This is a genomic window from Microbulbifer maximicatervae (SeqCode) (assembly GCF_052467065.1).
Genome location: NZ_CP174299.1, coordinates 3,848,704 through 3,873,993, shown reverse-complemented (window position 1 = coordinate 3,873,993; position 25,290 = coordinate 3,848,704). Strand labels below are relative to the sequence as shown.

Genomic DNA, 25,290 nt, shown 5'->3' with positions numbered 1-25,290 from the left:
AATAAATCAAATCCAATTATCAAAGAAAATGTGTCCATCACCGCCCAGCTTCTTACCTTGACGGAAGTCATACCACTTTATATGTTGCAAATCATTGTTAAATGGTTCTGTCCCTGTTTCATCCCCTCTATGATACTCCCATCCATATTTCTCTTCTTTACTTAGTTCTCTGGATGCCTGAGGCTTCCGCCGGGGTAATCGCCCTTCAAACGCCTCTAGTAGGAGCAGTTTTGCTTCATGCTGATTACTAACTCTAAAATTATGACCACCACCATCCAGGGCGTGCCCCCTTGAATTTCTTAATTTCTTAACGGCATCGTTCCAAGCTTTGCTGCCCCGTTCAAGTAATGGTAGTTCACTGGCACTACTGGGATTAGAGCAGTCCTTAGCACTCAATCCAAATGGGTCAACCCATCCAACCGGGTTTGGCACATAAAGATAGGCATTGCTCCCACCTAAAAGCCCTATTGGATCTTGCTGGGTAAACTCTCCACTTTGTGGATCATAGTACCTAAACAGGTTGTAATGCAGCCCAGTCTCTTCATCAAAGTACTGTCCCTGGAAACGGATCGGCTGCTCTATCTGATTATCATAGGCTAAAGCGATATTGCCATAACTCTTGTAAGTAACACTCCATACCACTTCACCAGCCTGGTTGGTAAGGGTATCTGGGGTGCCAAGGTGGTCCAGGTGATAGTAGTAGACCTCTTCTTTATCTAGCTTACTTTCTTTTAAAGCAACTGGTTTAAAAGTGCTTGGTTCAAAGTAGTAAGTACGAGCGCTGAGGTCTTGCTTCGTTTGATTTTCGCTATTAGTTTCCTTTAGAAGAGTATCGCCATCCCAAAGGAAATCATTTTTCTCTTTGTTCGTAGCCTTACTAATACGGCGACCCAGCGGGTCGTATTGGTAGTGAATATCTTGTTGAAGGTGCTCTACATCCTCTTCCACCTTTAGCTTCTCTACACGCACCAGCTGCAGGCGACTGTTGTAGTGATAGCGCGTCTGCAGTTTTTGTCCTTTTCCACGCAGTTCAGCAATCCGATTGCCGTGAATATCGTAGCGATAGTGTGTATCACCACGAAAAGCGAGACGATTGCCTTTTACCTGAGTAGCGCTGGCTTGCTGTTTGGCTTCGTCTTTTGAGTTGGCAGCGGCAAGGATATTGTGCGCAGGGTCGTGTACAAAATACTCTGGGTTGGGCCCCTCTACCTGGGTAAGGCGGTCCAGAGCGTCGTAGTGGTAACTGCGATTACCGCGCAGGCTGTCTTCAATTTTGGCTATCTGACCAGCTTTGTTGTACTGGTAGCCACGCTCAAGGACTAGGTTTGTGCCTGAAGTGGGATCGGACACTGGCTTCTGATTTACATTACTTGTTTTGCCCAGTCTGAGTTTCTGCAGGCGGCCTTGTGGATCGTAGTCTCTCTGGCTTTCCAGCCCATTGCCGTGTTGACGCAGGCTTTCCCTACCCTGTTCATCATGGCTGACACGAGTGATTAACTCATCAGTATTACTACCTAAAGGGCGGCGGTGCAGGCTTTGGAATTGTCCGGCAGGGTTAAAAGTAAACTTAAGTTCTTCTCCATCGGGCAAGGTCGTGGCAATACGATTACCTGCTGCATCGTATCGGTGACTAAGCTTTTCTTTGCCCTGCCAGTCGCCGGTAACTCGGCCATTGGCATCGTATTCCCAACGCAATTTGCTGTGGGCATTTTCCGCCTCTATCAATTGCCCACTGCGGTTGTAGCGGAAATTGGTATTGCCGTCCGGGGTGACCTCTTCCAACAAGCGGCCAAAGGGATCGCGCTCGAAGATGGTATCGATACCTTTACCGCTGTCCGTATCGGTCACGGCTCTGGAGCTTACCAAATGGCCGGCACGGTTGTAGGCATAGCGGGTAACGCGGCCGTCGAAGCCTACTTCTTCAATCAGGCGTTCGTTGAAGTCGTATTTAAGCTGATAGCGCTCGCCGTTTTCATTGGTGAGCCCGATTAGGTTGCGCTCGCCGTCATAGTGATATTCCAGACGGCTGCCATCCGGGTTGGTGCGGGCCTTTACCTGGCTGAGGCCATCGTAGGCATAGCAGGTACTGCGGCCTTCAGAGTCAATAACTTCGGTAAGTAATCCATGGGGGTTGTAGCTGTACTGAGTGCGAGCACCGTCTGGAGTGGTCACCGCATGGATACGATCCTGAGCGTCGTATTCATAGCGGGTCAGCCGGCCGGGGGCGTGCTGCACTTCTTCCAGTCGGCGAGCACCGTCGTACCGGTAGTGCTGGGTACGGCCCATAGGGTCTTTTACTGCGGCGAGCTTGCCTTCGGGGTTCCACAGATAACGCGTGGTATTGCCGAGAGGATCGGTAACACTGCCGATCAAACCAACGGGGTTATAGCCGTATTGGGTCTTGTTACCGAGGGGATCTTTACTGGCCACGATCTGGTCATTTTCGTTGTACTCCCTTTGCCAGTTATTACCAGCAGGGTCGGTAACTTTTGCGGGCAGGCCTTCAGCATTGTATTCGATACGATGGTTATTGCCGGCCGCATCGCTCTTTTGTACTAGGCGGCCCTGGTCATCGTACTGGTAAATTTCTTCGCGAAGGCTGCCATCGTCGCTGGGCAGTTGTACCCGAGTAACCTGCCCCAGGTTGTTGTAGCTGTAGAGAGTCTCTGCACCTTCGGGATCGCGGTGATAGATCGGCAGGGCCCGGTCGTTAAAGCGGTAGCGCTCTTTGCCGCCACGGGTATCAGTAACAGTAACGCCCTTACCATCATCGTCCCAGTCAAACTGGTAATTGTAAGTCGCCTGACCATCGATTGGGTCACCCCACTGTCTCACACAACGGGCGGAGGGGCCTTCGGCATCCCACTCAAAATGGAAACGGTAGCCAGTTTTTAGGGTGCGCTGCTTAATTACATGGTGATGGTATTGGTACTGCTCACTGTAACCATCGGCGTCGGTGGCTTTAATCAGGTCGCCAACATCGCTGTACTCATAGCTTGCGAGTACTTTAATATGGCCATCGCGAGTTTCCTTCTTAAGCTCACCGATACGCAGGCTGTTCGGCTGCCCTTGCGGAGGGCTGATATGCAGGGCTTCACCGAGGCTGCTCTCAATGCATATTAAACGCTCATCGATATAGTGAAACAGGTAGAAATTGCCATAGCCATCACGTATTTCCGCAAGCTTAAGTCCTCCTGTTACACCGGTTGCCTTAAAGTGTTTTTGCACGCCATTGGGGGCCCCGTAAGGGGTAATAATCCAATGATCGTCGTCGACACGAGTAAGTGTTAATTGCTCAACAACATTGTGGCTGCGATCGCTATCCCCCGGAAAGGGAAAATTAATTACCCGACCCTCTGCGTCCATAAACTGAACACTTTTATCAGGTGCCGATATTAGCCTCTCTCCCAGGGTGTGAGTCCAACCATGACCCAAACCGAAATCTCTGGGATTACTACTGCGATAAGTACGCTCAAAAACAAGGGGGAGCGGTCCGTCTAATAGCGCATCGACTAAGGTCAAACGCTCTTCCCCGGTTTTTAAATTAATGGGATCACCACCTTCAATAGCACAACTATTATTAGGAACTTTCTTCCCAGTGTGGGTTGTGCCGGTTATGGTCCCAGCTTTATCGGGCTGGTCAGAGATTGTATTCTGAGAGCTCTGCGAACCCTGGCTGCTGTCAGAACCCGCTTCAGAATTATCATTGGCGGTTCCTTTACCGCTTTGCGACGCTCCTGCACTTGATGGTTGCCCACCGGAGGAAGGTGGTACTGTAACTTCAGAAGAACTCAGATCAGAGAAGCTCGCCTTATTACCCTCAGTACTTCCTGCGCGTTTATGGAAAAATACATTGCGACGCTTTTTGATTTTGGCAAATTCCAGCATTAGGTTACTAACGCCCTGAAGAGACCTCAGTAAGCCCGCATTATCTTTGGAAATCTCGACAGCGTTGGAATCGCTCATGGATGCTACCATGGCGAATGTTAAGATAACCTCAAAAAGGCCATTTTCTGGCAGGGCAACCTCCGATGGGTATAGAGCTTTTAAGTAATCGCGGAAGAAACGTAAACTTGTTTCACGTATTCTCGCATCCTGGTATAAAGTTTCAGCTACTTCAAAGGCTAACTCTAAGTGCTGCTGGGTAACTTTATTGGCATCGAAACCAAGCGCATCTACTAGGGATCTGCTAGAAGTCGGTATAGATTTTTCATCTTGCTTTTCAATGCTCTTTTCATACAGCAGATAGTTCCTAGCGGTGCACCCCTGCGCCATCAAAGGGCGAATAGAACTCACCAAAGTCTCTACTTCAGATAAATCTTTACGCCATATTGCTAGCCCTCCGGCAAAGTCACTCTGATCAGTAGATTCATTGTTCGATAACCTTGAATTAACTCGCCCTAGGTCAACAATATACTGAAGGCCTGTATCGATTTTAGGAATCAATTGGGACTGCTTGTCGGCTAGCACCGCATCAGCAAATGGAGCCTCTTCGATTACCAAGCGGTTTTGAACTAACTCCTTATAAATAGCTCTCTCAACCCAGGAGTAGCTTGAAGGAGCATCTAAATGGAATGAGGCTGATAAATCACCCCATCTATAAGGCTGCTTGCCTGGTTGAAGAGGATCTGAACAACTCCCTCCCATACCCAGGAAGTAATCGTAAATTTCTTGAAGAGATGAAACACTGAACATTTCCAGGGTTTGCTCAGCACTAGTTGGCAGTGAAGATCCGGAGCTAAAACCGCTGCCTCTTCGAGCCAGGTAAACAATTCCATATGTATTCTCAACAAATAGCTGCATAGCTCACTCTTTATTGATTACGAACCAGCCATGCAACATTCCTTCGCTGCCAGCTCAAAGCAAAATAAAGTCCACTAAAAGTACTCTGCCCTTTCCACCTTCAGTCTTCGCAACTCAGGGAGTCGGAACGTCTGTCACCACTGTTAACGAAAAGTGGTTTTCGGAACGGGAAAGCCGCGGGATTATACTGAGGGGAAATCAGGAAATGGATTACACAGGAGCACAATAAAAAATAATGCACCCTAATGTAATGGCACGTATATCTGAGTTACGAAAACAACTTAAAGAGAGGGAGATAAATTACTACAGATGCACAGGTATAATTCAATTTGGGGCAAGCCTAAGCTTACCCCAAATCAGCGCAATTAATTTACGCTGTCAGAATGATAAACTATTGCCTGCCAAACATTTTGTTGGCCGCCTATATAATTATCCAGGGTAGGATTCTTAATATAGCTCCAGGCAACTTTACCATTACCCAAGTACATAGGCTCATCCAAACCACCCCAACCGTAGTCAGTCAGTTTTACCGGCCCCTCAAGTACATTTAAGTCAGCATCAATCTCCATTACATAGTAGGCTTTTGGCACCAGCATACGCATGGCCTCACCACTCTTATTGTAACTGCGATTGTACGGGAGGTTATCGGAGATACACTGGAACTGCGCGTAACCAAATAAGTAACGGCCATTTTTCAGATCAACCAACTGGGGATCACTAATTTGGCAATCGGAATCCGTTGCCAGCCATTCAATGCCATTACCTTCAATACTGCCTTCCCCATCAACTTTTGCAATACCTACACGTGTCAGGGAAGTAGTATCCAAGGCATCTCCAGAATAGAGACCCTGCCTGGAAATTACAGGATATTCACCACTGTCGATATATGAGAAGAAGCAATTGCGAATGCCGTTATCAGCACATTCCTCATCGAAGGGGCCATCGCCACTAATATCGATGCTCAGCTCGTCCTGCAAGAACATATCCATATTCGCATCTTCAATGTACTTCGGAGATACAATAACTGAGAGGTTTGTATCGGCATCAACCGGGACAACCGTATGGCCACCACCGTTGGATATCATCGCACTTGTCGAGGGCACTAAATGATTATAGGTGCCTTCATAAACAGAGGATCCACTGTCCTCCATTTTAATGGCGATCGCATTCAGGCCCGGTGACGGATAATATTTATTTCCATCGCTGGTACACAGAGCACCGTACATCTCATTCCCCGGATTATAAAAGGCTCGAATATTCAGAACGTGGCCATGGCCACACGCCCAGTACCAACCCCGGTGATCATCTCCAGAGAAGGACATTGACCAGTCATCCCGATTGATTACCGTCAGCCCCGCCGAATAATGCGAACCGCTAACAAGAACACGGGCCGTTACAGAAAACGCATAACTTGTGCGCCCCTGGCTGTCATCCTCTACGTACAATAGCTCTTGAGCTCCTAAATGAGTGCCACCATGCATTTTATTGACAACATAGGCATCTGGAGTTTCAGTTATAGGCTTGTCATCCCACTCCATCAGCCAGATCTGGTCATTATACTTCTCCTCATTATCAGTACCTGCAACACTGTCAAGATTATCTTCAATCTTCATCCAGGTTGTACCGTACTCTTCTACCAGATCCTTCTCGATATCATATCGCTCACTGGCCTTATATTCGGTATTGCATAAAACAGCTACCCTGGAGCAATCCGAACTGGCCGTAATACCATGTGACTCATAACATTGATTCAGAATGGTGGCGTTACCTGTCTGCTCGAAGCTCATGGTATCAGGATTATATTGAAGCTCGTAAACGGACCCATAGGTTGTATCAGAGGCTCTATTCCCCTCTGACAAAGTTGTGGATACATACATTTTTGGCTGGTCAGTATCCGTTGCACAGGAGGCCGTATAGCTACGGATAGGAATATCAATATTTTCCTCATCCTGCTCACTATCCGTACGGCCAATATAGTGAGCCAGCTGGTAAACCTCCTGGGCATTCACCATTGCATCAGGCAAAGTGATATCTGTAGCGGTAATTGTCGCAAACCCGAGTTCAGCTGTTGACACATCTCCAACGGTTACAGTCGATGGGTCATTATCAGGCAATGAGGAATCATCCCCACCACTACCTGACCCGCTACCATCTGAACCACTTCCTCCACCTTGATCACCCCCACTACTATTATCCCCACCATCGCTCACAGGTGGTGAATCGGAGTCAGAATCTGACGAACCTCCCCCCCCACCACAAGCTGCGAGTGCCGCAGTTAGTGCAAGTACCAATAATTTCTGCCCGAATAACTTTTCCATAATCGCCTTAAGTGCCGTGTTTTTTATTTTGGAGTTAGGTACTGTCCAAAATATAAGTTCCGGACAGTCATGAAATGCAAAAGTGGGCGTAATTTTAGCGGGGACAGAATTTTATTCTGTGCGTAACTTAATAAAATGTGAACAAAATAGGGAAGATCAAAAAATGAGAAGTCCAACACTGACTATAGACTTAATACGATATAGCGGGCTGGTTGGGGAAAGCTAGATAGACATTATTCAAAAGGAAGCCCCTTGCACATCTGTGCCCACAGAATTTTAAACTAACAAACCCACAAAATAAGACAAAAAAACCAGACCTAAAGAAAGATGCAGCTGAAAACACCGTGCAGCATCAGCCACCCTCCTGACTTTCGTGGAGCCAACACATCAAACAGTCTTGAAGCACTTTCGTTGAAGAAAAATCGATTCGACAGAACAGTACAAATTGAATACTCATTAGATGACAAAAGTGGTAATCGAGGGTTTGCTCCTACTGGACAGGATATTAAAATTTACTCCCAAGTATAATTACCATTTTAATAATAGTAACCTACATAGAGCACAGTAAGGCTAGTCCTCCAATATCTTGTTATAACCAAAAGAATCCTTACCATATACTTGGAAGTTACCTACCTCTGGAAGCTCATACTCCACCATTCCCTCTGCTGTCGAGTATATATCCTTCCCCCCAGGTGCAACCCGCACATGATTGGCTGTGCACCTTCCCACAAAGGAAAACCGAGAATTACTTTTACATGTATTTGGATATGATGCATGCATATTTAGCGACGAAAATACAACACACTCTCCAGGTTTCATTTCCAAATCTTTGACTTTAAACTTATCAAAGAAATCCTCTCCCAAAATTTTTGCCGCAGTGAGAAAAATTAACATAACTTTGGTGAAAATTTGCCCAAAGAGAATTATTTTAAAAACATTAAAAAAATATGTGAACGAAAAGGGAAGTTGTGCAATATAGAACAATTTGTTGTCTTGAGCAAAACTGTACAGAAAGTCCATTCTTGCATCGCCAAAAGATCCAGGCAAAAATCTTAAGCAGCCATTTTCAACAGTAGATTCTGATAAGGCAACCCAGGCAGTAAGCTGGATAACCGCAGGGTCAGTATCCTTTGTAGGTTGCAGTTTTGCATATTTTCCAGTTTCTCTAAAAGTTGCATTTTGATGCCATATAGTACCCTCAGCACCCGGGAACTTATCAAAAAACTGCGACCTCCAGCACATCACTTCTTCCCCCAACAAACTGGCAAGCTTATGTGACAGTTTTGGATTCCTCAGCAACTCCCTAAAAGGCCTCATTCTAAGGGCCTGGTAAAGCCCCGCACTTTCAATCTGCCATTGTCCGTGCCGCTTTTCTATCTCCCTTATTTTGCTGCCAATATAACTTACCCCCTCAAAGTCATCGGCAAACGCTTCCTCCGCCTCTCTCCGTAAGTTCTTAGCTTGCTCCTCTGAGACCAGTTGGAATGGAGGTAGATAACCATTTTTTTCGAAAAAACATATCTCTTTTTCTGTTAAAAACCCATCTTCACCAGCATCTTTGGAGACATTATCCCTTGGGATTGTCACTGTAAGATCTCTGAGCCTAACCAATTCATCAAACAGCTGTTTCTTTTTTGCACCGCGCCACGGGAGAATTAACAGCTTATACAGTACAACAACCATAATCATTAAAAAAATTTGTACGACCTGTATTTTAGAGATGGCAAAATCTGCGGCATCTCCCATAGAACCAAATCCCTTCAACATTTCTGAAAAGGTACTATCTCCATTCGCCATCTGCTTTCACCTCTTTTAAACACTGGACACTACCACCTATTAGTCTCGCATTATTTTGTTATACCCATAAGAATCATCACCATATATTTGAAACGAACTAACCTTAGGCAATTCATACTCAACCAATCCCTCAGCACTAGGGAATCTATCTTTACCAGAAGGCGAAACCCTTACATGAGTTGTGGTGCATCGCCCAAGAAAAGAGAATCGGCAGTCATTTTTTGTTATATTCGGATAAGAGGCATGCATATTTAAGGCAGAAAAAATTAGGCACTCCCCCGCTTTCATCTCTACGTCAAGAACCTCAAATTTATCAAAGAAGTCCTCCCCCAAAATCTTCACCGCAGTAAAAAACACCAATGCACTCTTTGCAAAGATAGAGCCGTAAAAGCCAATTTTTGCTATGGCATATAAATTAGAAATTGAAAATGGGAGCAATGACAGATAGAAATATCTGTTACTCTGTATATATTCATATAAAAAACTAATTCGCGCATCAGAACACGATCCAGGAAGCAATCGCAAGCAGCCATTCTCATGAGTAGAATCAGAAAGCGCTATCCATGCATTCAACTGAATCATCGCTGGATCTGTGTCCAGGGTCGGCTGAAGTTTGGCAAACTTCCCAGACTCCCTAAACGTGGCATTTTGATGCCAAACTGTCGGTCCAGTATCTGGCAGTTTATGAAAAAACTGTGTCCTCCAGCAAATCACTTCATCTCCCAGTAAACTAGCCAGGCGATGTGCTATTTTCGGTTTCCTTAAAAGCTCTCTGAATGGAGCCAGTCGTAAAGCCTGATAAGTTCCTGCATCCTCTATTGGCCAATTTCCATGCTTCAATTCAATATCACGAACCTTATCTCCAAGAAAGCTGATTCCGTGGAAATCTTTATCATACTCCTTCAAAGCCAGATCTTTTAATTCGGTAGCCTCCTGTTCCGAAATTACAGAAAATGGAGGTAAATAACCGTTCTTCTTGAAAAAGTCTAGCTCACTCTTATTGAGGAAATACTGAGTTTTAGATTCAGTTCCTAATACTTGATCAGGTAATCGAAGGGGTAGATTCTTCAGCGATTCCATTTCAGTATAGAACGCCTTCTTTTTTCCACTCCTCCATGGTGCAATCAAAAATCGGTAAGCAACAAACACAGCTATTGCAGAACAAATATGTACTATTCGAAACCAAGAAACATAAAAATCGGCACTTTGCTCCAGAGTGCCGATTCCTTTCAACATCTCAGCCAGTGTCTTTCCTTTCTTAGCCATTCCTGCCACCTTACTCCAAACTCTCAATACATTTGGAGGTATTCACTTATCGCCAAGTTAGCTACAACTCAGAAGTCCTTCGGCATCATCTTGTCCATCGGTTCAGGCGTAACCAGGTTCCACCAAAAATCGAATCGGTCCATTAAGGAAAGTAATGTCTTCAACTCTCCCTCATCGCCCTCAATTTTGATTTTCCCGTCCTCCATCTTCTCCTGAATAGATGCACTCCCCAAGATGATGTCATTGAGGTCTGAGCGGTTTATCTGCACGCTACTGCCGGGATTCTTAACAGGAGGCCCGTAGTTCAGTACCGCATTCTCAAGCACAAGCCCATACTTTTCTTTTACGTCCGGCATATTGATATTGATGGAGAGAATTTTGCCTGTCGCTTTTGGGCCGTTAAGCCGAATTCCCAGATAATCAAAAATCAAACCAGCCGGCATACTGCGAATAGTGTCCGGGCTCGCAGTCAGAGGAACAGGGTATCTCTGGATACCATCCCGCAACTCCCTGGCACCACTTAAGAAAAAATTTCTCCAGGTACCATTCTCCTGCTGGTAACCCAGCTGCTCTAACGCATCAGCCAATAGGTCTCTTGCTGCACGATTATTTGGCTCTGCGGAAACCAGTCTGTCGAGCACCTCCGCAACCCAGCGATACTCTCCTTCCTCATAGTCTTTCTTTGCCTGCTTGATAATATTGGCTGCCCCGCCCATATATTCGACGTACTTTATTCCCGCTGCCGTCGGTGGCATTGGATATAGGCGAGCGGGATTACCGTCGAAAAACCCCAAGTAGTAGTTCCAAACCGCGCGGGTATCGTGATTTACACTGCCGTAATAGCCTCGATTGGCCCAGTATTGTGAGAGCTCCGGAGGCAGCTCCATCAGCTCTGCCGTTTGAACCATGTTGTATCCGTGATTGGCTAAACGAAGAGTTTGATCGTTGAGGTACTTGTAGAGGTCACGCTGCTTTTTCAGGTGATTCACTACATTTTCTGGGCCCCAGGTTGGCCAGTGATGGGGCGCAAACAGGACTTCGGCTTTTCCACCCCAGCGCTGCACGGTTTCATTGAGGTATCGGGACCAGTCGCGAGCATTTCGAACCTTAGCTCCCCGTAAGGTGTAGAGGTTATGTAAGGTGTGGGTTGCATTCTCAGCAGCGGTTACGGCTTTGAGTTGAGGAATATAGAAGTGCATTTCTGCCGGCGCTTCAGAGCCCGGCGCCAAGAGAAATTCAAAGATAAGTCCATCCAGTTCCAAAGTTTGCCCGGTCTCAACAATGGAGTCTGTCGGTTCTATCAGTGTGATGGTGCCAGTGGAGGTTTCAAGACCGAGGCCAGCCCCTAAGGTACCTTTGGGATCTTTAGGGATCAGGTTCCCGTACATAAAACTGGCACGACGCGCCATATGATTTCCTGCAAAGACATTTTCACTAACAGCTTCAATCAGGAAATCTTGCGGGGCTATTACCTTAACCTTGCCTGATTTTACATCTTCTTCATCGATAACACCGCGAACACCCCCATAGTGGTCAACGTGACTGTGGGTGTAGATCACAGCAACGACAGGCTTGTTTCCGCGATGCTGCCGATAGAGGTTCAACGCTGCTTCAGCCGTCTCGGCAGAAATCAGCGGGTCCATAACAATGACCCCGGTATCGCCCTCAATAAAAGTTATATTGGAAAGGTCCGCACTGCGAACCTGGTAGATTCGCGGTATCACCTCATAGAGACCGCCCTCCGAAATTAATTGCAGTTGCCTCCACAGACTGGGGTTGGCACTGTCAGGAGCCTCTTTATCGCGAGCAAATTGAAATTGCTCCAGGTTCCACACCGTATTGCCTTTGCTGTTTTTAATAACACCATTGTTTGGCAAAGGAGCAATAAACCCCCGCTTTACATCCTCAAAGTCCTTCCGATTTGCAAAGGGGAGCTCTTTCAGCACAGCCTGGTTTGATTTCATTGTGACGACACTAGCGGGGTTGGGTTCTTGCGCCATGACACTTGCAGCTGTTAACGCATAGGCAAGGAATACTAGAAACAGCGAAAACAGCGGCTGCTTGTTTACGTTCATCAGTTGTTTCCTTTCCATGATTCGCAAAGTAATGCGGCAAAGCCCCTTGTAGAGGATAGGTAGGAAACTATTGAGCGGGCGGGTATTTATGCCGGTATCAGGAGAATAACTGACAAATTTAGAAGGGGGGGGAACAAGAAAGCCGGCGAGGGGCGCCGGCTCACGCGTTATTAAATCTTATCTGACATCCAGTAAATGCCTGGCAATAATCAGGCGCTGGATCTCACTGGTACCTTCGTAGATTGTAGTGATTCTCACATCCCGACTCATACGTTCGAGTGGATATTCACGGGTATAGCCTACGCCGCCGTGCATTTGCAGAGCCAAATAGCAGGCTTCGTTAGCTTTTTCACTAGCGAAAAGTTTGCCCATTGAGGCCGCGGGACCAAAAGGCATGCCCGCATCTTTCTGCCAAGCGGCTTGCAACAATAGCAGTCGCGCACCTTCCATCTCAGTGTACTTATCTGCCAGCTGCCATTGCAGCCCCTGGAATTCCGCCAGCTTTTTACCGAACTGCTCCCGCTCATGCAGGTAAGCCCGGGCACAATCCAAAGCTTCAAAGCCGATGCCCAGCGCCAGGGAACCAATACCGATTCGGCCTCCAGCGAGTTCACCTGCAGCAATGCGAAAGCCGCGATTTTCTTCACCTAAAAGATGGGAGGCAGGAATACGGCAATTGTCGAAGGAAACCTCATTGGTAACAGAGGCCTTCTGTCCCATTTTCTCTTCGGCCTTGCCGATCACCAGGCCTGGTGTGCCAGCTTCAACCAGGAAGCAGGAAATACCTTTGCCTTTTGGCGCTGATGGATCTGTTACCGCCCAAACAACAAAAATACCGGCAAACTCGGCACTGCTGATAAACAGCTTGCTGCCGTTAAGAACGTATTCATCGCCCTGCTTTTCTGCCCGGGTGCGCATAGAGGCCGCATCCGAACCAGAGCCAGGCTCGGTAAGGCAGAAAGAACCCGCAGGGTATTCTCCGCTACAGATTTTGGGGAGGTATTTTTCGCGCTGCTCTTCCGAACCTACCGCCTGAATAACCTCTGCCACCATGTTGGTTACGGAGGTGGTCGTTGCAACAGAGGCACAGCCTCGCGCCAGCTCGGCGATCGCCAGGGAGAATGCGACAGTACCAGCACCTGTACCGCCATAATTGGGATCGATATTGATTCCCATAAAGCCCAGCTCTGCCAATTGCTTGAGCTTTTCCAACAAGAGCTCTCTATTACCAGTCTTGTCGAGTTCGGCAGCAATGGGTTTCAGTTCACTGTCAGCAAATTGCTTTGCCGCATCCTGAATCATCTGCTGTTCTTCGCTCAGTGAAAAATCCATACAGTACCTACTTATAGTTATTACGGACAAATCACACGGCACCCACCTTGGTACCGCATCGCTATGCCGAGCATAATAAAAACCGCGCCGACAATGGTTGCCAATTCCACCTGTTCAGCCATGAAATCAGCAATCAATCCCTATGATTGTGGCCTGAGGTGAGAATTCAGATTCCCACCCAGGTTCCTAAAATAGCCAACCAGCAATATCGCTACAGTTATCGAACCCCGCACAGGATATTTGACTGCGCTCAATTAGCGCCGCGAACCTTTCACACTGGGCTCTGGGTCCGGTACCGCTACAGCGGTATCAGTCTTCACTTCCTCCATCACCACATAGGTGTGGGTTTCACGTACGCCCGGTACGGATGCCAGCTTTTCACCGAGGAAGCGGCGATAGCCCAGCATATCCTTAATGCGAATTTTCACCAGGTAATCAAAACCACCGGCAACCATATGGCACTCCTGGACTTCCTCCAGCCCAGCCACATGCTCATTAAAGGCTTCCAAAGCCTCAGTTGCAGTATTGTTCAGGGTTACCTGGATATAGACCACCAGGCCCGCATGAACTTTGAGCGGGTCGAGCAGCGCTACATAGTCGCGAATAAATCCTTCCCTTTCGAGCCGCTTGACTCGCTCCAGGCAGGGGGTGGGGCTAAGGTTAACCCGGCGCGCCAATTCCACATTCGGCAAGCGGCCGTGACGTTGCAGAATTCGCAGTATTTGGCGATCAATACGATCAAGATCTTCCAACTGTCGAGACATTACAAAATACCCTACTGGTAATCACGCAATTAGGCGTGATATTTAACCACATCCGGCGACATTATGGCGATTAATTCTAACGATTTTCGCACATAATCCGGTTTTTTATTCTGACCCTAGATATAGAGCTTGGGAGACGATATGTCGACAAACTTCGCCGGAGACCTCCAGAATGCCCGGGACCGGGCACGCGAGTATTTGCACGCCGACGAAAACCTCTGCGTGAGCGAGCTGCTGGCTGCGCCACGCCCCAGCGACGAGATGCGCAAGAAAATTCTGAACACCTCGCGCGCACTGGTTCATCATTCGCGACAGCAGCGCAGCAAGCGCGGAACGCTGGACGCTTTCCTTCAGCAATTCGGCCTTTCCAATAAGGAAGGGGTTGCATTGATGTGTCTGGCAGAGTCCCTGCTCCGGGTACCAGACGCCGATACTGCCGACAAACTAATCGCCGAGAAAGTGCATTCCGGCAACTGGTCCAGCCATCGTGGCCAGTCCGACTCCCTGTTTGTGAACGCCTCAACCTGGGGCCTGATGCTCACCGGCAGCGTGGTGGAGCTGGACCCAGATATCACCGAGCGTCCCTCCCACTGGATGAAACGCCTGGTGAGCCGTATCGGCGAACCCATGGTGCGCACCTCCATGATGCAGGCCATGAAAATTATGGGTGGCCAGTACGTGCTCGGCCGCACCATCAAGGAAGCTTTAAAGCGCGGCCCCAAAGAAAACCTCCCGGGCACCCGCTTTTCCTTCGACATGCTGGGCGAAGGTGCCCGCACCATGGCCGATGCCCACCGCTACTTCGATGCCTATATGATGGCTATCGAAGAGATCGGCAAAGACAACACCCAGCGGGATGTGGTTGAGGCCAACGGTATTTCCATCAAGCTTTCCGCCCTGCACCCCCGCTACAGTGTGCTGCAGCGGGATCGCGTAATGGACGAATTGCTGCCCCAGGTGAAGCGTCTTTGTGTCGCCGCAGCCCAATACGATATGGGCCTTAATATCGATGCAGAAGAGGCAGACCGCCTGGATATCTCTCTGGATATCTTCGAGGCCCTCGCCCGCGACCCCGAAATTAAAGACTGGCAAGGATTGGGCTTTGTGCTCCAGGCCTACCAAAAGCGCGCCCCCCATGTCGCCGACTGGCTGATTGCCCTGGGCCGCGATACCGGCCGCAAGCTGATGGTGCGCCTGGTTAAAGGCGCTTACTGGGATAGTGAAATCAAACACTCCCAGCAGATGGGCCTGCCGGACTACCCGGTGTACACGCGCAAATGCCACACCGATCTGTCATACCAGGTCTGCGCGAAAAAACTGTTGGAAGCTGGCGATGCAATCTATCCGCAATTTGCCACCCACAACGCTTACACCGTCGGGCTGATCCTCGAGCTGGCCAATGGCCGCTCCGACTTTGAATTCCAGCGCCTGCACGGCATGGGCCACTTGCTGTACGCACAAATTGAAGCGGTACACGGCAAGCGTGTGCCCGTGCGCGTCTACGCACCCGTGGGGGCACATCGTGACTTACTGCCCTACCTGGTTCGTCGCCTGCTGGAAAACGGAGCTAATAGCTCCTTTGTTAACCGCTTTATGGATGAGGCAACGCCGGTTGAAGCCCTGGTCCAGGATACCCTGGAACAAAGCGAAGCCTGCAACCCCTACCGTCACCCGCAAATTCCTGTCCCGGAGAATATTTATATGGGCGCAGAAGCCCTGCCACGGAAAAACTCACACGGCATCGAACTGACTGATCCACTCTCCGTTGATCCCCTGCTGAAAGAGCTTGAACAGCAACGCGAAAAGCACTTCCTCGGTGGCCCTATCGTCAACGGCACCATGGGCGAAGCGGAAGAACCGGTTTACAACCCGGCAACCGGCGAAAAAATTGGACACACCGCGAATACTGATAAGCACCTTATTGAGCAGGCCTATGCCTCCGCCACTGAGGCGCAGATCGACTGGGATCGCCAGGGTGGAAAACACCGCGCGGATATCCTCGATAGAATTGCCGATCTCTACGAAGATAAAGCCAATGAACTGGCTGCAATTATTTGTATTGAAGCGGGCCGCACCCTAAATGACGGCATTAGTGAAGTGCGCGAGGCTATCGACTTCTGCCGCTACTACGCCAACGGCGCACGCCAGCATTTCAGTGAGCCCACCGAACTACCCGGCCCTACCGGTGAACAAAATCAGCTGTATTTGAGTGGCCGTGGCACCTTCGTGTGCATCAGCCCTTGGAACTTCCCCCTGGCAATCTTTACCGGCCAGGTAGTTGCCGCACTTGCCGCCGGTAATGCCGTACTGGCCAAACCCGCAGAGCAAACCCCCATCATCGCTGCACACGCCGTGCGCTTGATGCTCGATGCCGGCGTGCCGCCAAAAGTACTGCACTTGATCACAGGTACCGGCGCCGCAGTGGGCAAACTGCTGATCGAAGATTCCCGCCTGGGCGGTGTAGCCTTCACCGGCTCCACCGAAACCGCACGCCTGATCAACCAGCAGCTGGCAGCGAAAGAAGGCCCAATTGTACCGCTGATCGCCGAAACCGGCGGCCAGAATGTCATGGTCGTAGACTCCACCGCCCTGCCCGAACAGGTAGTAGACGATGTAATTCAATCTGCCTTCCTCAGTGCCGGTCAGCGCTGTTCCGCTCTGCGTATCCTGTGTGTACAGGATGTCATCGCCGATAACCTGCTGAATATGCTGAAAGGCGCGTGTGAAGAACTGACCCTCGGCGATCCCGGTAAACTGGATACCGATATCGGTCCGGTTATCGACGGAAAAGCCCTCGGCATGCTGGAATCCCACCGCGAGCGCATGGCGAAAGAAGCCAAGCCGCTATTTGCCTTTGAGGAAGCGAAGAAGCCCAGCAAAGGCACCTTCTTCGGCCCGCAGGTAGTAGAGATTGAAGATTTCTCCGTGCTCAAGCGCGAGACTTTCGGACCTTTCCTACATGTAGTTCGCTTCAAGGCAGACGAGCTGGAAGACGTAATCCGCCGCATTAATGCCACCGGCTACGGCCTTACCTTCGGACTGCACTCCCGCATCGAAGGCCGTGCCCACGCGGTATTTAAGCGTATCAACGTCGGCAACTGCTATGTAAACCGCGATATGGTTGGTGCAGTAGTAGGTGTTAACCCCTTCGGCGGCCACGGCCTATCCGGCACCGGCCCCAAAGCCGGTGGCCCGCACTACCTATTCCGTTTCGCCAGCGAAAAAACCAAAACTATTAACACTGTTGCCACTGGCGGTAACACTGCACTGTTTACATTGGGGCAATAAGCTTCGATAAAACATTGAGAGAGCGGGCTTTTAGCCCGCTTTTTTGTGGAGAATCATTTCGCTAACCACCCACAAAGTACCAACTCCAAACTTCCCTTCCCTGTAAATTAATCGGATGAATCAAGGCAATTAGTTCAATTTCAAGCCCAGACTTTTGCGGCAACAAACCAAGTATTTTCTTTTACAACTCCACATAAGGTATAGTTGGTCAGCCCTAAAAAATGGAATGGATTCAATGAAAAACATAATAGCTGGAATAACAATAGGCTTAGTCGCCGGATACTTAGGCCCATTAATTACAGGATATTCTGCAGCCATCGCTATACCCGAAGCTTTCAAAGCATTCCTTTCAGACGAAGGGGCTGTCCTTTGGGAAATTTTTGTTGTCCATTTACTAGGATATGGACTAATTGTTTTCACACTCATTTTCTTAGCATCTAGGCTGATAAAACTGCATCCATGGGCAACTGCAGCAATTGCCATTATTACCTGCGAAGCCACTCTGTATTTTTTCCACACCAGTGAATACACACTTTACCTGCCTCATATCGTAGCTCTAGTATTTTGCGCATTCTTAAGCGCAACGCTCTCTAAGAAGAGCGCAAATATATCACCTGCCATTTAATTACTTCTCGAGTTAAGATTAATAAAAGTTAAAGAACTTTTGATCGGCGACCGGCTCAAACTCCAACTAGATGGTGTCTTATTTTTAAAATAGAATTTGATAAATAAGACACCCTATTTTGAATGGCCAGCTTGGTACTAGTACTAACAGAAAAAAGCTAAAAATAAATTTACCTTTACGACCATTCATTACCATAGAAACCTTCCTAAACCTGTTAAATATAAAATCCCTAAGAGCATATAAAAACAGATCAGATTAAACTATCAGCTACGACAATCCAGCGTCTTCGATTCAGGAACCACAAACTCTCCACACATCACAGTGCCGACAATCGTGACTGTATTGGTAGAAAATACAAAGCCCAATGACAAAACTGGTTAACCAGTGGGTAACATGAAACTGTTTCCCTTGCAGAAAGACTTTTACGCCGCCAAAGGGGCAGTTCTTGTCTTGACGCGCCACCGCAGGTGGGAGAAGCTAAGGCCACTCTGGGCAATAAAAACCCTGTCCCAGTATAAAAATGAAGTTTCATGTACACCGATTTTGGGGAGTCTCAATGCGCTCGCTGATACTGATGTGGTTGCTGTCCTTCTTTTTGATTGCCTGTGGTAGTGAACCGAAAACTCACACAGAAAATTTAAATAACGAGATCAAACCCGCCTCCAAGGCAACTATTTCCCACAATAGATCCTTGGCAAAACAACTCCCCTTCGGCGATGAAACTGATTTTCTGCTGGCTAAACGAGGCTTTATTGAATCTATTCCCGGCGCCCAAGTGAAAAATACCGAAGGTCGGGAAGTCTATGGGCTATCCCAGATGCAATTTTTACAAGGTACCCCTCCTGATACCGTCAACCCCAGCCTTTGGCGTCAGGCCCAGCTCAACGTCCTGAATAACGGCCTGTTCAAAGTGGTAGATGGTATCTATCAGGTGCGCTCGCTGGATCTGGCCAATATGACTCTGGTGCAGGGAGAAAACGGCTGGATTCTTATCGACCCTCTCACTTCTGCGGAGACTGCAGCCGCAGCACTTGCACTGGCCAACAAGGCACTAGGAGAGCAACCGGTAAGTGCAGTTATCTTTACCCATAGCCACGCAGACCATTTCGCCGGAATAACTGGAGTTCTAACTAAAGAACAGCTCGCGAGCGGTTCTATCGACATTATTGCACCAGAGGGTTTTGCTGAGGAGGCGATTAGCGAGAATGTGCGCACCGGAAACGTGATGCAACGTCGTGCGTTATACCAATTTGGAAATTTGCTGCCCTCCAGCCCGGAGGGTTTTGTCTCATCCGGCTTAGGCAACCGGGTATCAGATGGTGAGCACGGAATAGCTACACCAACAATAGAGATTACTGAAACCGGTGCAGAGATGACAGTTGATGGAGTGGACATCGTCTTCATTAACACGCCCGGGGCCGAAGCACCCGCAGAGATTGTGTTTTTCTTCCCTCAATTTAACGCACTCTGCATGAGTGAGATCGCTAACCATACACTGCATAATATCTACACTCTGCGTGGTGCGAAAACCCGCGATGCCAAGGCCTGGAGTCGCTATATTGAGTACGCCATGGAGAAATTTGGCGATAAGACCGAGGTGGTTTTCAGCAGCCACCACTGGCCCACCTGGGGCAAAGATGAAGCTATGGATTACCTGGCTAAGCAGAGGGATCTTTATAAATATATCCACGACCAAACACTGCGCCTAGCTAACCACGGTTACGATATGGTCGAAGTTGCAGAGCGCCTTGAGCTGCCCGAGAACCTCTCTCAGGCTTGGGCCAATCGAGGGTACTACGGCACTGTCAATGTTGGAGCCAAGGCAGTTTACAATCGCTATCTGGGTTATTTCGATGGCAACCCAGCAAACCTCCACCCTATTCCTCAGGAAGAAGCTGCAGAGCACTACATCGACTACATGGGGGGGGGAGAAGCCATTATGGCTCGGGCCCGACAGGATTTTGCCCAGGGCAATTATCGCTGGGTAGCCATGGTGCTAAAGCACTTGGTTTTCGCTGAACCTGAGAACGAGCAAGCCCGTTATCTATTGGCTGACAGCCTAGAACAACTCGGCTATCAGTCAGAATCTGGTATCTGGCGCAACTTTTATCTCTCCGGAGCCAAGGAGTTACGTCATGGTATCGAATACCGTGAAGAAATACTGCCCGATGAAGAAATAGTAGCGCGGGTCCCTCTCCAGCTGCTTTTCGACGCGATGGCGGTGCGCCTTAACGGTGAGAAAGCGGCAGATGCAGATATCCGCTTAAATATCGATATGACTGACACTGGAGAAAAGTACTTAGTCGTAGTGCAAAATGGGGTACTGCACGGCTACCCCGGCCGACACAGTAGCGAGCCCTCTGCCAGCCTCGCTCTGAACAGTACCGACTTACGTATGATGTTTAGCGGGTTAGTAGGCGCCCCTACTCTAATCAAAGATGGTCGACTCAAGGTAAGCGGAAATCCTTTGGCCCTAATAAAATTCGGGCGGTTATTTGATAAATTTGATCGTAATTTTAGCCTTGTAACGCCTTGAAGAAGTTAAGCGGCCAGCGTGTAAAATTTTAACTAGCCACAAACTGTAATACGCCTGATAACAGCAGATATCTGACCCATGCCAACCCAAACAATACAGAGCCTTTTGGGCTCTGTATGTTTACAAGGCTAAATTCTCCCTCCCCAAGAAAGTCATACTACCGATTGATAGAATGTGCCCCGCATAGCACGTGAACCCATCTGTCAAACTAACTACCCATTCGTCTATTTCAAACCTGCATCAGCATTCAACAACTGTTCAACCCAATTGAAAATCATGACACACAGAATGCAAAGTTCTGCAGGAAACTTCTTAGATAGATTAATTTACAAGAGCCTCTAAAACAGCCTCTGCCGTGATTAAGATAATCTCGGCACATAATAAGATTACTCACCACCCCACCTCACTCCGCCCTAAAAGCCAACCTGCTATAAACCACGCATAAAAGCCTATAACCGCAGAATCACAACCTAAGCCAACCATATATTAAATCCAACTTAAAAACCTTCAATTTACTCACAATAGAAATAGACAACACTCACAAATCAAACCTATTACTATTTATTGATATTACGCACCAAACAATAAATACGTAATAGTTCTTCTAGCCGTCAACATCGAAAATTACAAAACCTTACAACAGCTTGATTGGCCCACATAAAATAATTACTGTCCCCACCGCATTATTAAATCATATTGGACAATGGAAATGGACAATGGAAGACATAATGGAACTTACGACAGCAACAACGATTGCTGCAACAGATACGACAGCCAGGGACTTTAAGTCTTATCGATCATTTCGCGCTAAAATCCTTGCAGCAACACGGATTGAAGATAGTCTCGCGGTAGATTCAAAATACTACGATGAGTTACTAACTTCCTCCGGGACATTAGACGTCTGGTCGTTGTATATGCTTCAATCACTTGAGTGCATGATTGAAGCGTCTCAGACTGCACTTGAATCTCTTGATCAACTCAAGGAGAGTCTTTCAGAAATTCTAAGGCTTGATGCGGATTCTCTTTTGATAAAGATACGCGCCAATACAGAGGTCGATGAAACATTGGCGACAGCTCTTAAAGAGGGATTAAATAAGTATGGCACTACGGAGAAATGGCTCTTAACTCTTCGACAAGCACTTGTAAGCAGAATAGAAATTAGTGAAGAAGGAAAGCGCCTAGTTGAGGCTATTCAGGAAGGTCGACCACCGGAAAGACCACAGCTGTTTCCCGTCTTAACCTACCTTCACGACGACTCTCTTGCTTTAATTTTTTGTTTGCTTGGCGGCCTCACAATGAAGGCAATCTGCGTTGTTACTCTACTAATTGCCCTCGCACCGCACAGCCCTAGCGAACCACCGCCGCCCCCTCCTCCACCACCGCCACCCCCTGAGGACTAACATAATTAACAACTCCAATAATACATCAAGTTCATTGTGGTATGCAGTTAAGAATTAGAGTACAACTTAATTGCATGAGTTATCGCTAGCGGCAAGGGCGGCAGAGATAAAGCACTGAGCGCCCTTGCTAGTTTCCATCTATATATCTATGATTCTATTTGCAAGGCAAGCTATAAATAGACCCACCTAACTGCGCTGAAAGCTTTAGCAAAAACTGTTAACCAACATTCAGTAAATCATCTAATTAAACATTTACCAACTGAAAGCCTAACCTTATTAGTCTATCCATGTTTAGGATTTGGGCAGTATCGATATCTTAAGTTAGTTGTCGCCTCCTAAATACCACCACAGGATACGCTCTCATTAACTTAGAAATAGTAACCATATCGACTTGAAGATCTTTTATTAGGGCTACAACTCTAGCTTTGAGTTCTACTGCATATCCAATAACACGTTATTCACTTACTATTTTAGGCGCACTCTTCTACCCTATTCAAAAAGCAAGCATCTACTCGATAAGGAGAGGTTTCAAACTCCTTTAGCTGAGGCGCAGCCTTGCTTCACCCTTTGGTTTGACTTGTTAGATGACATGCTTCGTATTTTCTTAGCAACAGGCTTCTCAAAAAAATGAAAAGAAATGTATGCAGTCAGTACACTTAAAGAGAAAGATAGTGTCAACTTTAACTCAACAGATAAATCTAATTTATTTACCTGCACAATAATTGGCATATGCAGCAAGTACAAAGAATATGAAATCTTCCCGACAAAATCGCCAAACCTATTAGCTAGTAGAATATTATTATTCGGAACTAAAAACACTACACAAAAGAAAACACAACTCATTACCAGTAACACTTCGTAACTTAGCCACATTTTCTGTTTTGCATCAGAGCTAATCATTGTCAAATCAGGATACATCAGAGGAATTAAACAAAGCTCTAATATAAACCAGTGCTTTCTAAGATACCGCGGAACTTTGAGAGATTTATAGTTCATCCCGAATATAACACCGACAAAGAAAAACGGCAAACTCCTAAACACATTAAACCCATTGTATGGAATACCATAAACTTCACCATATATTCTCGGGAAATTGGAGAAAAATAGTAAAATCATTAAAGTGAAAATAGATAGATAAATATAACCAGACCGATTCCTAGCACATGCCCAGAAAATTATAAAAATGAAATAAAACTGTATTTCTGGTGGAATTGACCATAGAATGCTCTCTCCATACAAGAACAGCAAATGACCTAATAGCGCATTAAGATCAGGTATACTGTAAAGAGTATTGTCACCTGAAATTGATAGTAAATAAGATCCAACTACCACAACCAAGTATAAAGATAAAACTCTTCCCATTCTCGCTAAAAAATAATATGTGACGTTGGCTTTTGTGAAGTCTTTCTCCAAATAGAGATATGACATCAAAAAGCCACTGAGCAGGAAAAACAGCATTACACCATATGCACCAGAACCGCCACCCAATACGCCATCAAGCCAATTCGTAATGTCGCTAAAATGGGTAACAAAAACAATTAGAGCTGCTATTCCCCGCAATGTATTAAGCTTTCTAATTTCCAAAATCTACTCCTAACTAGAAAGACATTAGTCATGCCCACAAAAAATAAACATTCTAACTATGTATATTTACGCTCATGCCCTGATGGACTTACATAGCCCAATGTAGAATTACCCATCAACCTTATTGTACTAAATTTCAACCTATTCAAGCATCTCAGATATTGCCTGCTCTTCGCTATCGAATTTCCCGACACAGACCAGCTCGGCATGCACCTACTTGCCGATAAGAAATCCTGACATTTCTGCGGTCGGCATTGCAACCCCTGTCAGAGTGAATAATTAGTCCAGGCTTTATTTGTCATCGCTCTAGAGCCATTTTCAATGCTCGACGTATCAATTCATCGGGAATCTGGGAGTCGAATGCCCAACCTACAATATACAGATCCATAACTACCGCGAGGAACAATCACCGCTTCAGAGCCCAGATATACGTAATGTCACCTGTCTAGCGGCAATTTGGTCGACCTACATCGAAGCAACACTTAAGTAGGTTGGAGGCGGTATTGATATTCCCCTCTATAGGCTGACTATATCAAAAGCCCTTGCCATTTCTCGCTTTAATATGCTCCTGTTACACTAGCCTAGCAACGTAGTTCCATGAGCATGACTCACCTAACTCTTAAAGCTCGAAAGCGATTCTGGGTGCTCCATAATGACCTTTAAACTCAGAAAATGTCTCTCAGATTTTCTTGTATGTTCGTATCTTTCTAATCGTGCGAGCAGATGGCAACCTCCCCCGCCATCGACAATCACCCAACCTTGAGACTTCTAAACACTGACACATCAAGCTTACGAGGAATGAACCTACATGCTCTTGTATCAGTGCGTACTTTACTCTTGGTGGTTCGCAAAGTACGCAGCTGCCTTTTTAGAATCTCAACCTCCTGACGAGCTTCATACAGCTCTTTCTTGAGCTTGCGAACTTCAGCGCTTTCCTGCTTGGAATAATCAACCAACTATAAACAATTGAACTGCTTATCAGACAGTCGATTAAATTGACAACGTCAGTTGTAGATCTGCTATGCGCTGAAGCCTAGCTCTCTTGCCACAGAAGCCTTTGTTGCTCCAGACTTTTCAGCTCTCTTAACTGTCTCTCTGCGGAACTCTTCCGTATATGCCTGAGTACTTCTCTTACCCATGATACACCTCCGTGCTAGGCCTAAACCCAACTATACAGCGCGCCTACCAAACGTGGGTAAGTCTTACACTTAACGCCCACAACGCAGGCCGCGTCCCCCAGAGACCCAAGGGGCCGCAGCACCATACGTGTGATTATTATAAGTTTGCATTGATTCGGAATAACTTATTGACGCTACGTGACAACTGGCTTGCTTGCATCCGCTCAACACATATATTTTCTATAGCACACCATTCATAACTATATAGATTGAGTTGAAAGCATAAATTAACATGACCTATTTTCGACATTGTGGCATCCACTCTAAATTCATCCTCCAGTGCTCGCCAAGATATCTCACCTTCGCAACCTAGCCATTGCTCAT

14 protein-coding genes are annotated in these 25,290 nt (G+C 47.2%); 4 read left to right on the top strand and 10 right to left on the bottom strand.

Annotation, left to right across the window (positions count from 1 at the left end; genetic code table 11):
- Window positions 1–6: 6 nt before the first annotated feature.
- The 7 genes from ACJJI1_RS17180 to ACJJI1_RS17150 form a co-directional block, all read right to left on the bottom strand.
- Entirely contained in the window at window positions 7–4,803 is a 4,797-nt protein-coding gene (locus ACJJI1_RS17180; RefSeq protein WP_444957399.1) for an RHS repeat-associated core domain-containing protein, read from the bottom strand.
- A 365-nt stretch (window positions 4,804–5,168) separates the two neighbouring features.
- Entirely contained in the window at window positions 5,169–7,121 is a 1,953-nt protein-coding gene (locus ACJJI1_RS17175) for a hypothetical protein (protein WP_444957398.1), read from the bottom strand.
- 570 nt (window positions 7,122–7,691) lie between these two features.
- A complete protein-coding gene (locus tag ACJJI1_RS17170; RefSeq protein ID WP_444957397.1) occupies window positions 7,692–8,918 on the bottom strand; it encodes a phytanoyl-CoA dioxygenase family protein in 1,227 nt (408 codons plus the stop codon).
- A 39-nt stretch (window positions 8,919–8,957) separates the two neighbouring features.
- Window positions 8,958–10,184, bottom strand: coding sequence for a phytanoyl-CoA dioxygenase family protein (locus ACJJI1_RS17165; RefSeq protein WP_444957396.1), 1,227 nt, complete (start codon window positions 10,182–10,184; stop codon window positions 8,958–8,960).
- 68 nt (window positions 10,185–10,252) lie between these two features.
- On the bottom strand, window positions 10,253–12,259 hold the full coding sequence (locus tag ACJJI1_RS17160) for an alkyl/aryl-sulfatase (RefSeq protein WP_444957395.1): 2,007 nt from the start codon (window positions 12,257–12,259) through the stop codon (window positions 10,253–10,255).
- Window positions 12,260–12,436: 177 nt separating this feature from the next.
- On the bottom strand, window positions 12,437–13,591 hold the full coding sequence (locus ACJJI1_RS17155; RefSeq protein ID WP_444957394.1) for an acyl-CoA dehydrogenase family protein: 1,155 nt from the start codon (window positions 13,589–13,591) through the stop codon (window positions 12,437–12,439).
- Between the two features lie 254 nt (window positions 13,592–13,845).
- Window positions 13,846–14,355 (bottom strand): Lrp/AsnC ligand binding domain-containing protein, encoded by a 510-nt coding sequence (locus ACJJI1_RS17150; protein ID WP_108732847.1) that lies wholly within the window; start codon window positions 14,353–14,355, stop codon window positions 13,846–13,848.
- A gap of 141 nt (window positions 14,356–14,496) precedes the next feature.
- Between ACJJI1_RS17150 and putA the strand changes: the two genes are divergently transcribed.
- The 4 genes from putA to ACJJI1_RS17130 all read left to right on the top strand — a co-directional run bounded on the left by putA (window position 14,497) and on the right by ACJJI1_RS17130 (window position 22,204).
- The gene (gene putA / locus ACJJI1_RS17145) at window positions 14,497–17,643 is read left to right on the top strand and encodes a bifunctional proline dehydrogenase/L-glutamate gamma-semialdehyde dehydrogenase PutA (protein WP_444957393.1); all 3,147 of its coding nucleotides are present in this window, start codon (window positions 14,497–14,499) and stop codon (window positions 17,641–17,643) included.
- Window positions 17,644–17,878: 235 nt separating this feature from the next.
- Complete coding sequence (locus ACJJI1_RS17140; protein WP_444957392.1) at window positions 17,879–18,268, top strand: hypothetical protein; 390 nt, start codon at window positions 17,879–17,881, stop codon at window positions 18,266–18,268.
- 556 nt (window positions 18,269–18,824) lie between these two features.
- Entirely contained in the window at window positions 18,825–20,804 is a 1,980-nt protein-coding gene (locus ACJJI1_RS17135) for an alkyl/aryl-sulfatase (RefSeq protein ID WP_444957391.1), read from the top strand.
- A gap of 716 nt (window positions 20,805–21,520) precedes the next feature.
- A complete protein-coding gene (locus tag ACJJI1_RS17130; RefSeq protein ID WP_444957390.1) occupies window positions 21,521–22,204 on the top strand; it encodes a hypothetical protein in 684 nt (227 codons plus the stop codon).
- Between the two features lie 528 nt (window positions 22,205–22,732).
- On the opposite strand, the gene ACJJI1_RS17125 is transcribed toward ACJJI1_RS17130, so the two are convergent.
- The 3 genes from ACJJI1_RS17125 to ACJJI1_RS17115 all read right to left on the bottom strand — a co-directional run bounded on the left by ACJJI1_RS17125 (window position 22,733) and on the right by ACJJI1_RS17115 (window position 25,261).
- Entirely contained in the window at window positions 22,733–23,788 is a 1,056-nt protein-coding gene (locus tag ACJJI1_RS17125; protein WP_444957389.1) for an acyltransferase family protein, read from the bottom strand.
- Window positions 23,789–24,807: 1,019 nt separating this feature from the next.
- Window positions 24,808–24,927 carry a transposase gene (locus ACJJI1_RS17120; RefSeq protein WP_444957388.1) on the bottom strand — a complete coding sequence of 40 codons (120 nt, stop codon included), beginning with the start codon at window positions 24,925–24,927 and terminating at the stop codon, window positions 24,808–24,810.
- Between the two features lie 136 nt (window positions 24,928–25,063).
- Window positions 25,064–25,261 carry a hypothetical protein gene (locus ACJJI1_RS17115; RefSeq protein ID WP_444959396.1) on the bottom strand — a complete coding sequence of 66 codons (198 nt, stop codon included), beginning with the start codon at window positions 25,259–25,261 and terminating at the stop codon, window positions 25,064–25,066.
- Window positions 25,262–25,290: the final 29 nt, after the last annotated feature.

What these genes read in the sequence shown, in the direction of transcription:
- ACJJI1_RS17165 (WP_444957396.1), bottom strand. Translation starts at nt 10,184, where the DNA reads ATGGCTAAGAAAGGAAAGACACTGGCTGAGATGTTGAAAGGAATCGGC.
- ACJJI1_RS17140 (WP_444957392.1), top strand. Translation starts at nt 17,879, where the DNA reads ATGAAAAACATAATAGCTGGAATAACAATAGGCTTAGTCGCCGGATAC.
- ACJJI1_RS17150 (WP_108732847.1), bottom strand. Translation starts at nt 14,355, where the DNA reads ATGTCTCGACAGTTGGAAGATCTTGATCGTATTGATCGCCAAATACTG.
- ACJJI1_RS17175 (WP_444957398.1), bottom strand. Translation starts at nt 7,121, where the DNA reads ATGGAAAAGTTATTCGGGCAGAAATTATTGGTACTTGCACTAACTGCG.
- ACJJI1_RS17170 (WP_444957397.1), bottom strand. Translation starts at nt 8,918, where the DNA reads ATGGCGAATGGAGATAGTACCTTTTCAGAAATGTTGAAGGGATTTGGT.
- ACJJI1_RS17135 (WP_444957391.1), top strand. Translation starts at nt 18,825, where the DNA reads ATGCGCTCGCTGATACTGATGTGGTTGCTGTCCTTCTTTTTGATTGCC.
- putA (WP_444957393.1), top strand. Translation starts at nt 14,497, where the DNA reads ATGTCGACAAACTTCGCCGGAGACCTCCAGAATGCCCGGGACCGGGCA.
- ACJJI1_RS17155 (WP_444957394.1), bottom strand. Translation starts at nt 13,591, where the DNA reads ATGGATTTTTCACTGAGCGAAGAACAGCAGATGATTCAGGATGCGGCA.
- ACJJI1_RS17180 (WP_444957399.1), bottom strand. Translation starts at nt 4,803, where the DNA reads ATGCAGCTATTTGTTGAGAATACATATGGAATTGTTTACCTGGCTCGA.
- ACJJI1_RS17160 (WP_444957395.1), bottom strand. Translation starts at nt 12,259, where the DNA reads ATGAACGTAAACAAGCAGCCGCTGTTTTCGCTGTTTCTAGTATTCCTT.
- ACJJI1_RS17120 (WP_444957388.1), bottom strand. Translation starts at nt 24,927, where the DNA reads ATGGGTAAGAGAAGTACTCAGGCATATACGGAAGAGTTCCGCAGAGAG.
- ACJJI1_RS17130 (WP_444957390.1), top strand. Translation starts at nt 21,521, where the DNA reads ATGGAAGACATAATGGAACTTACGACAGCAACAACGATTGCTGCAACA.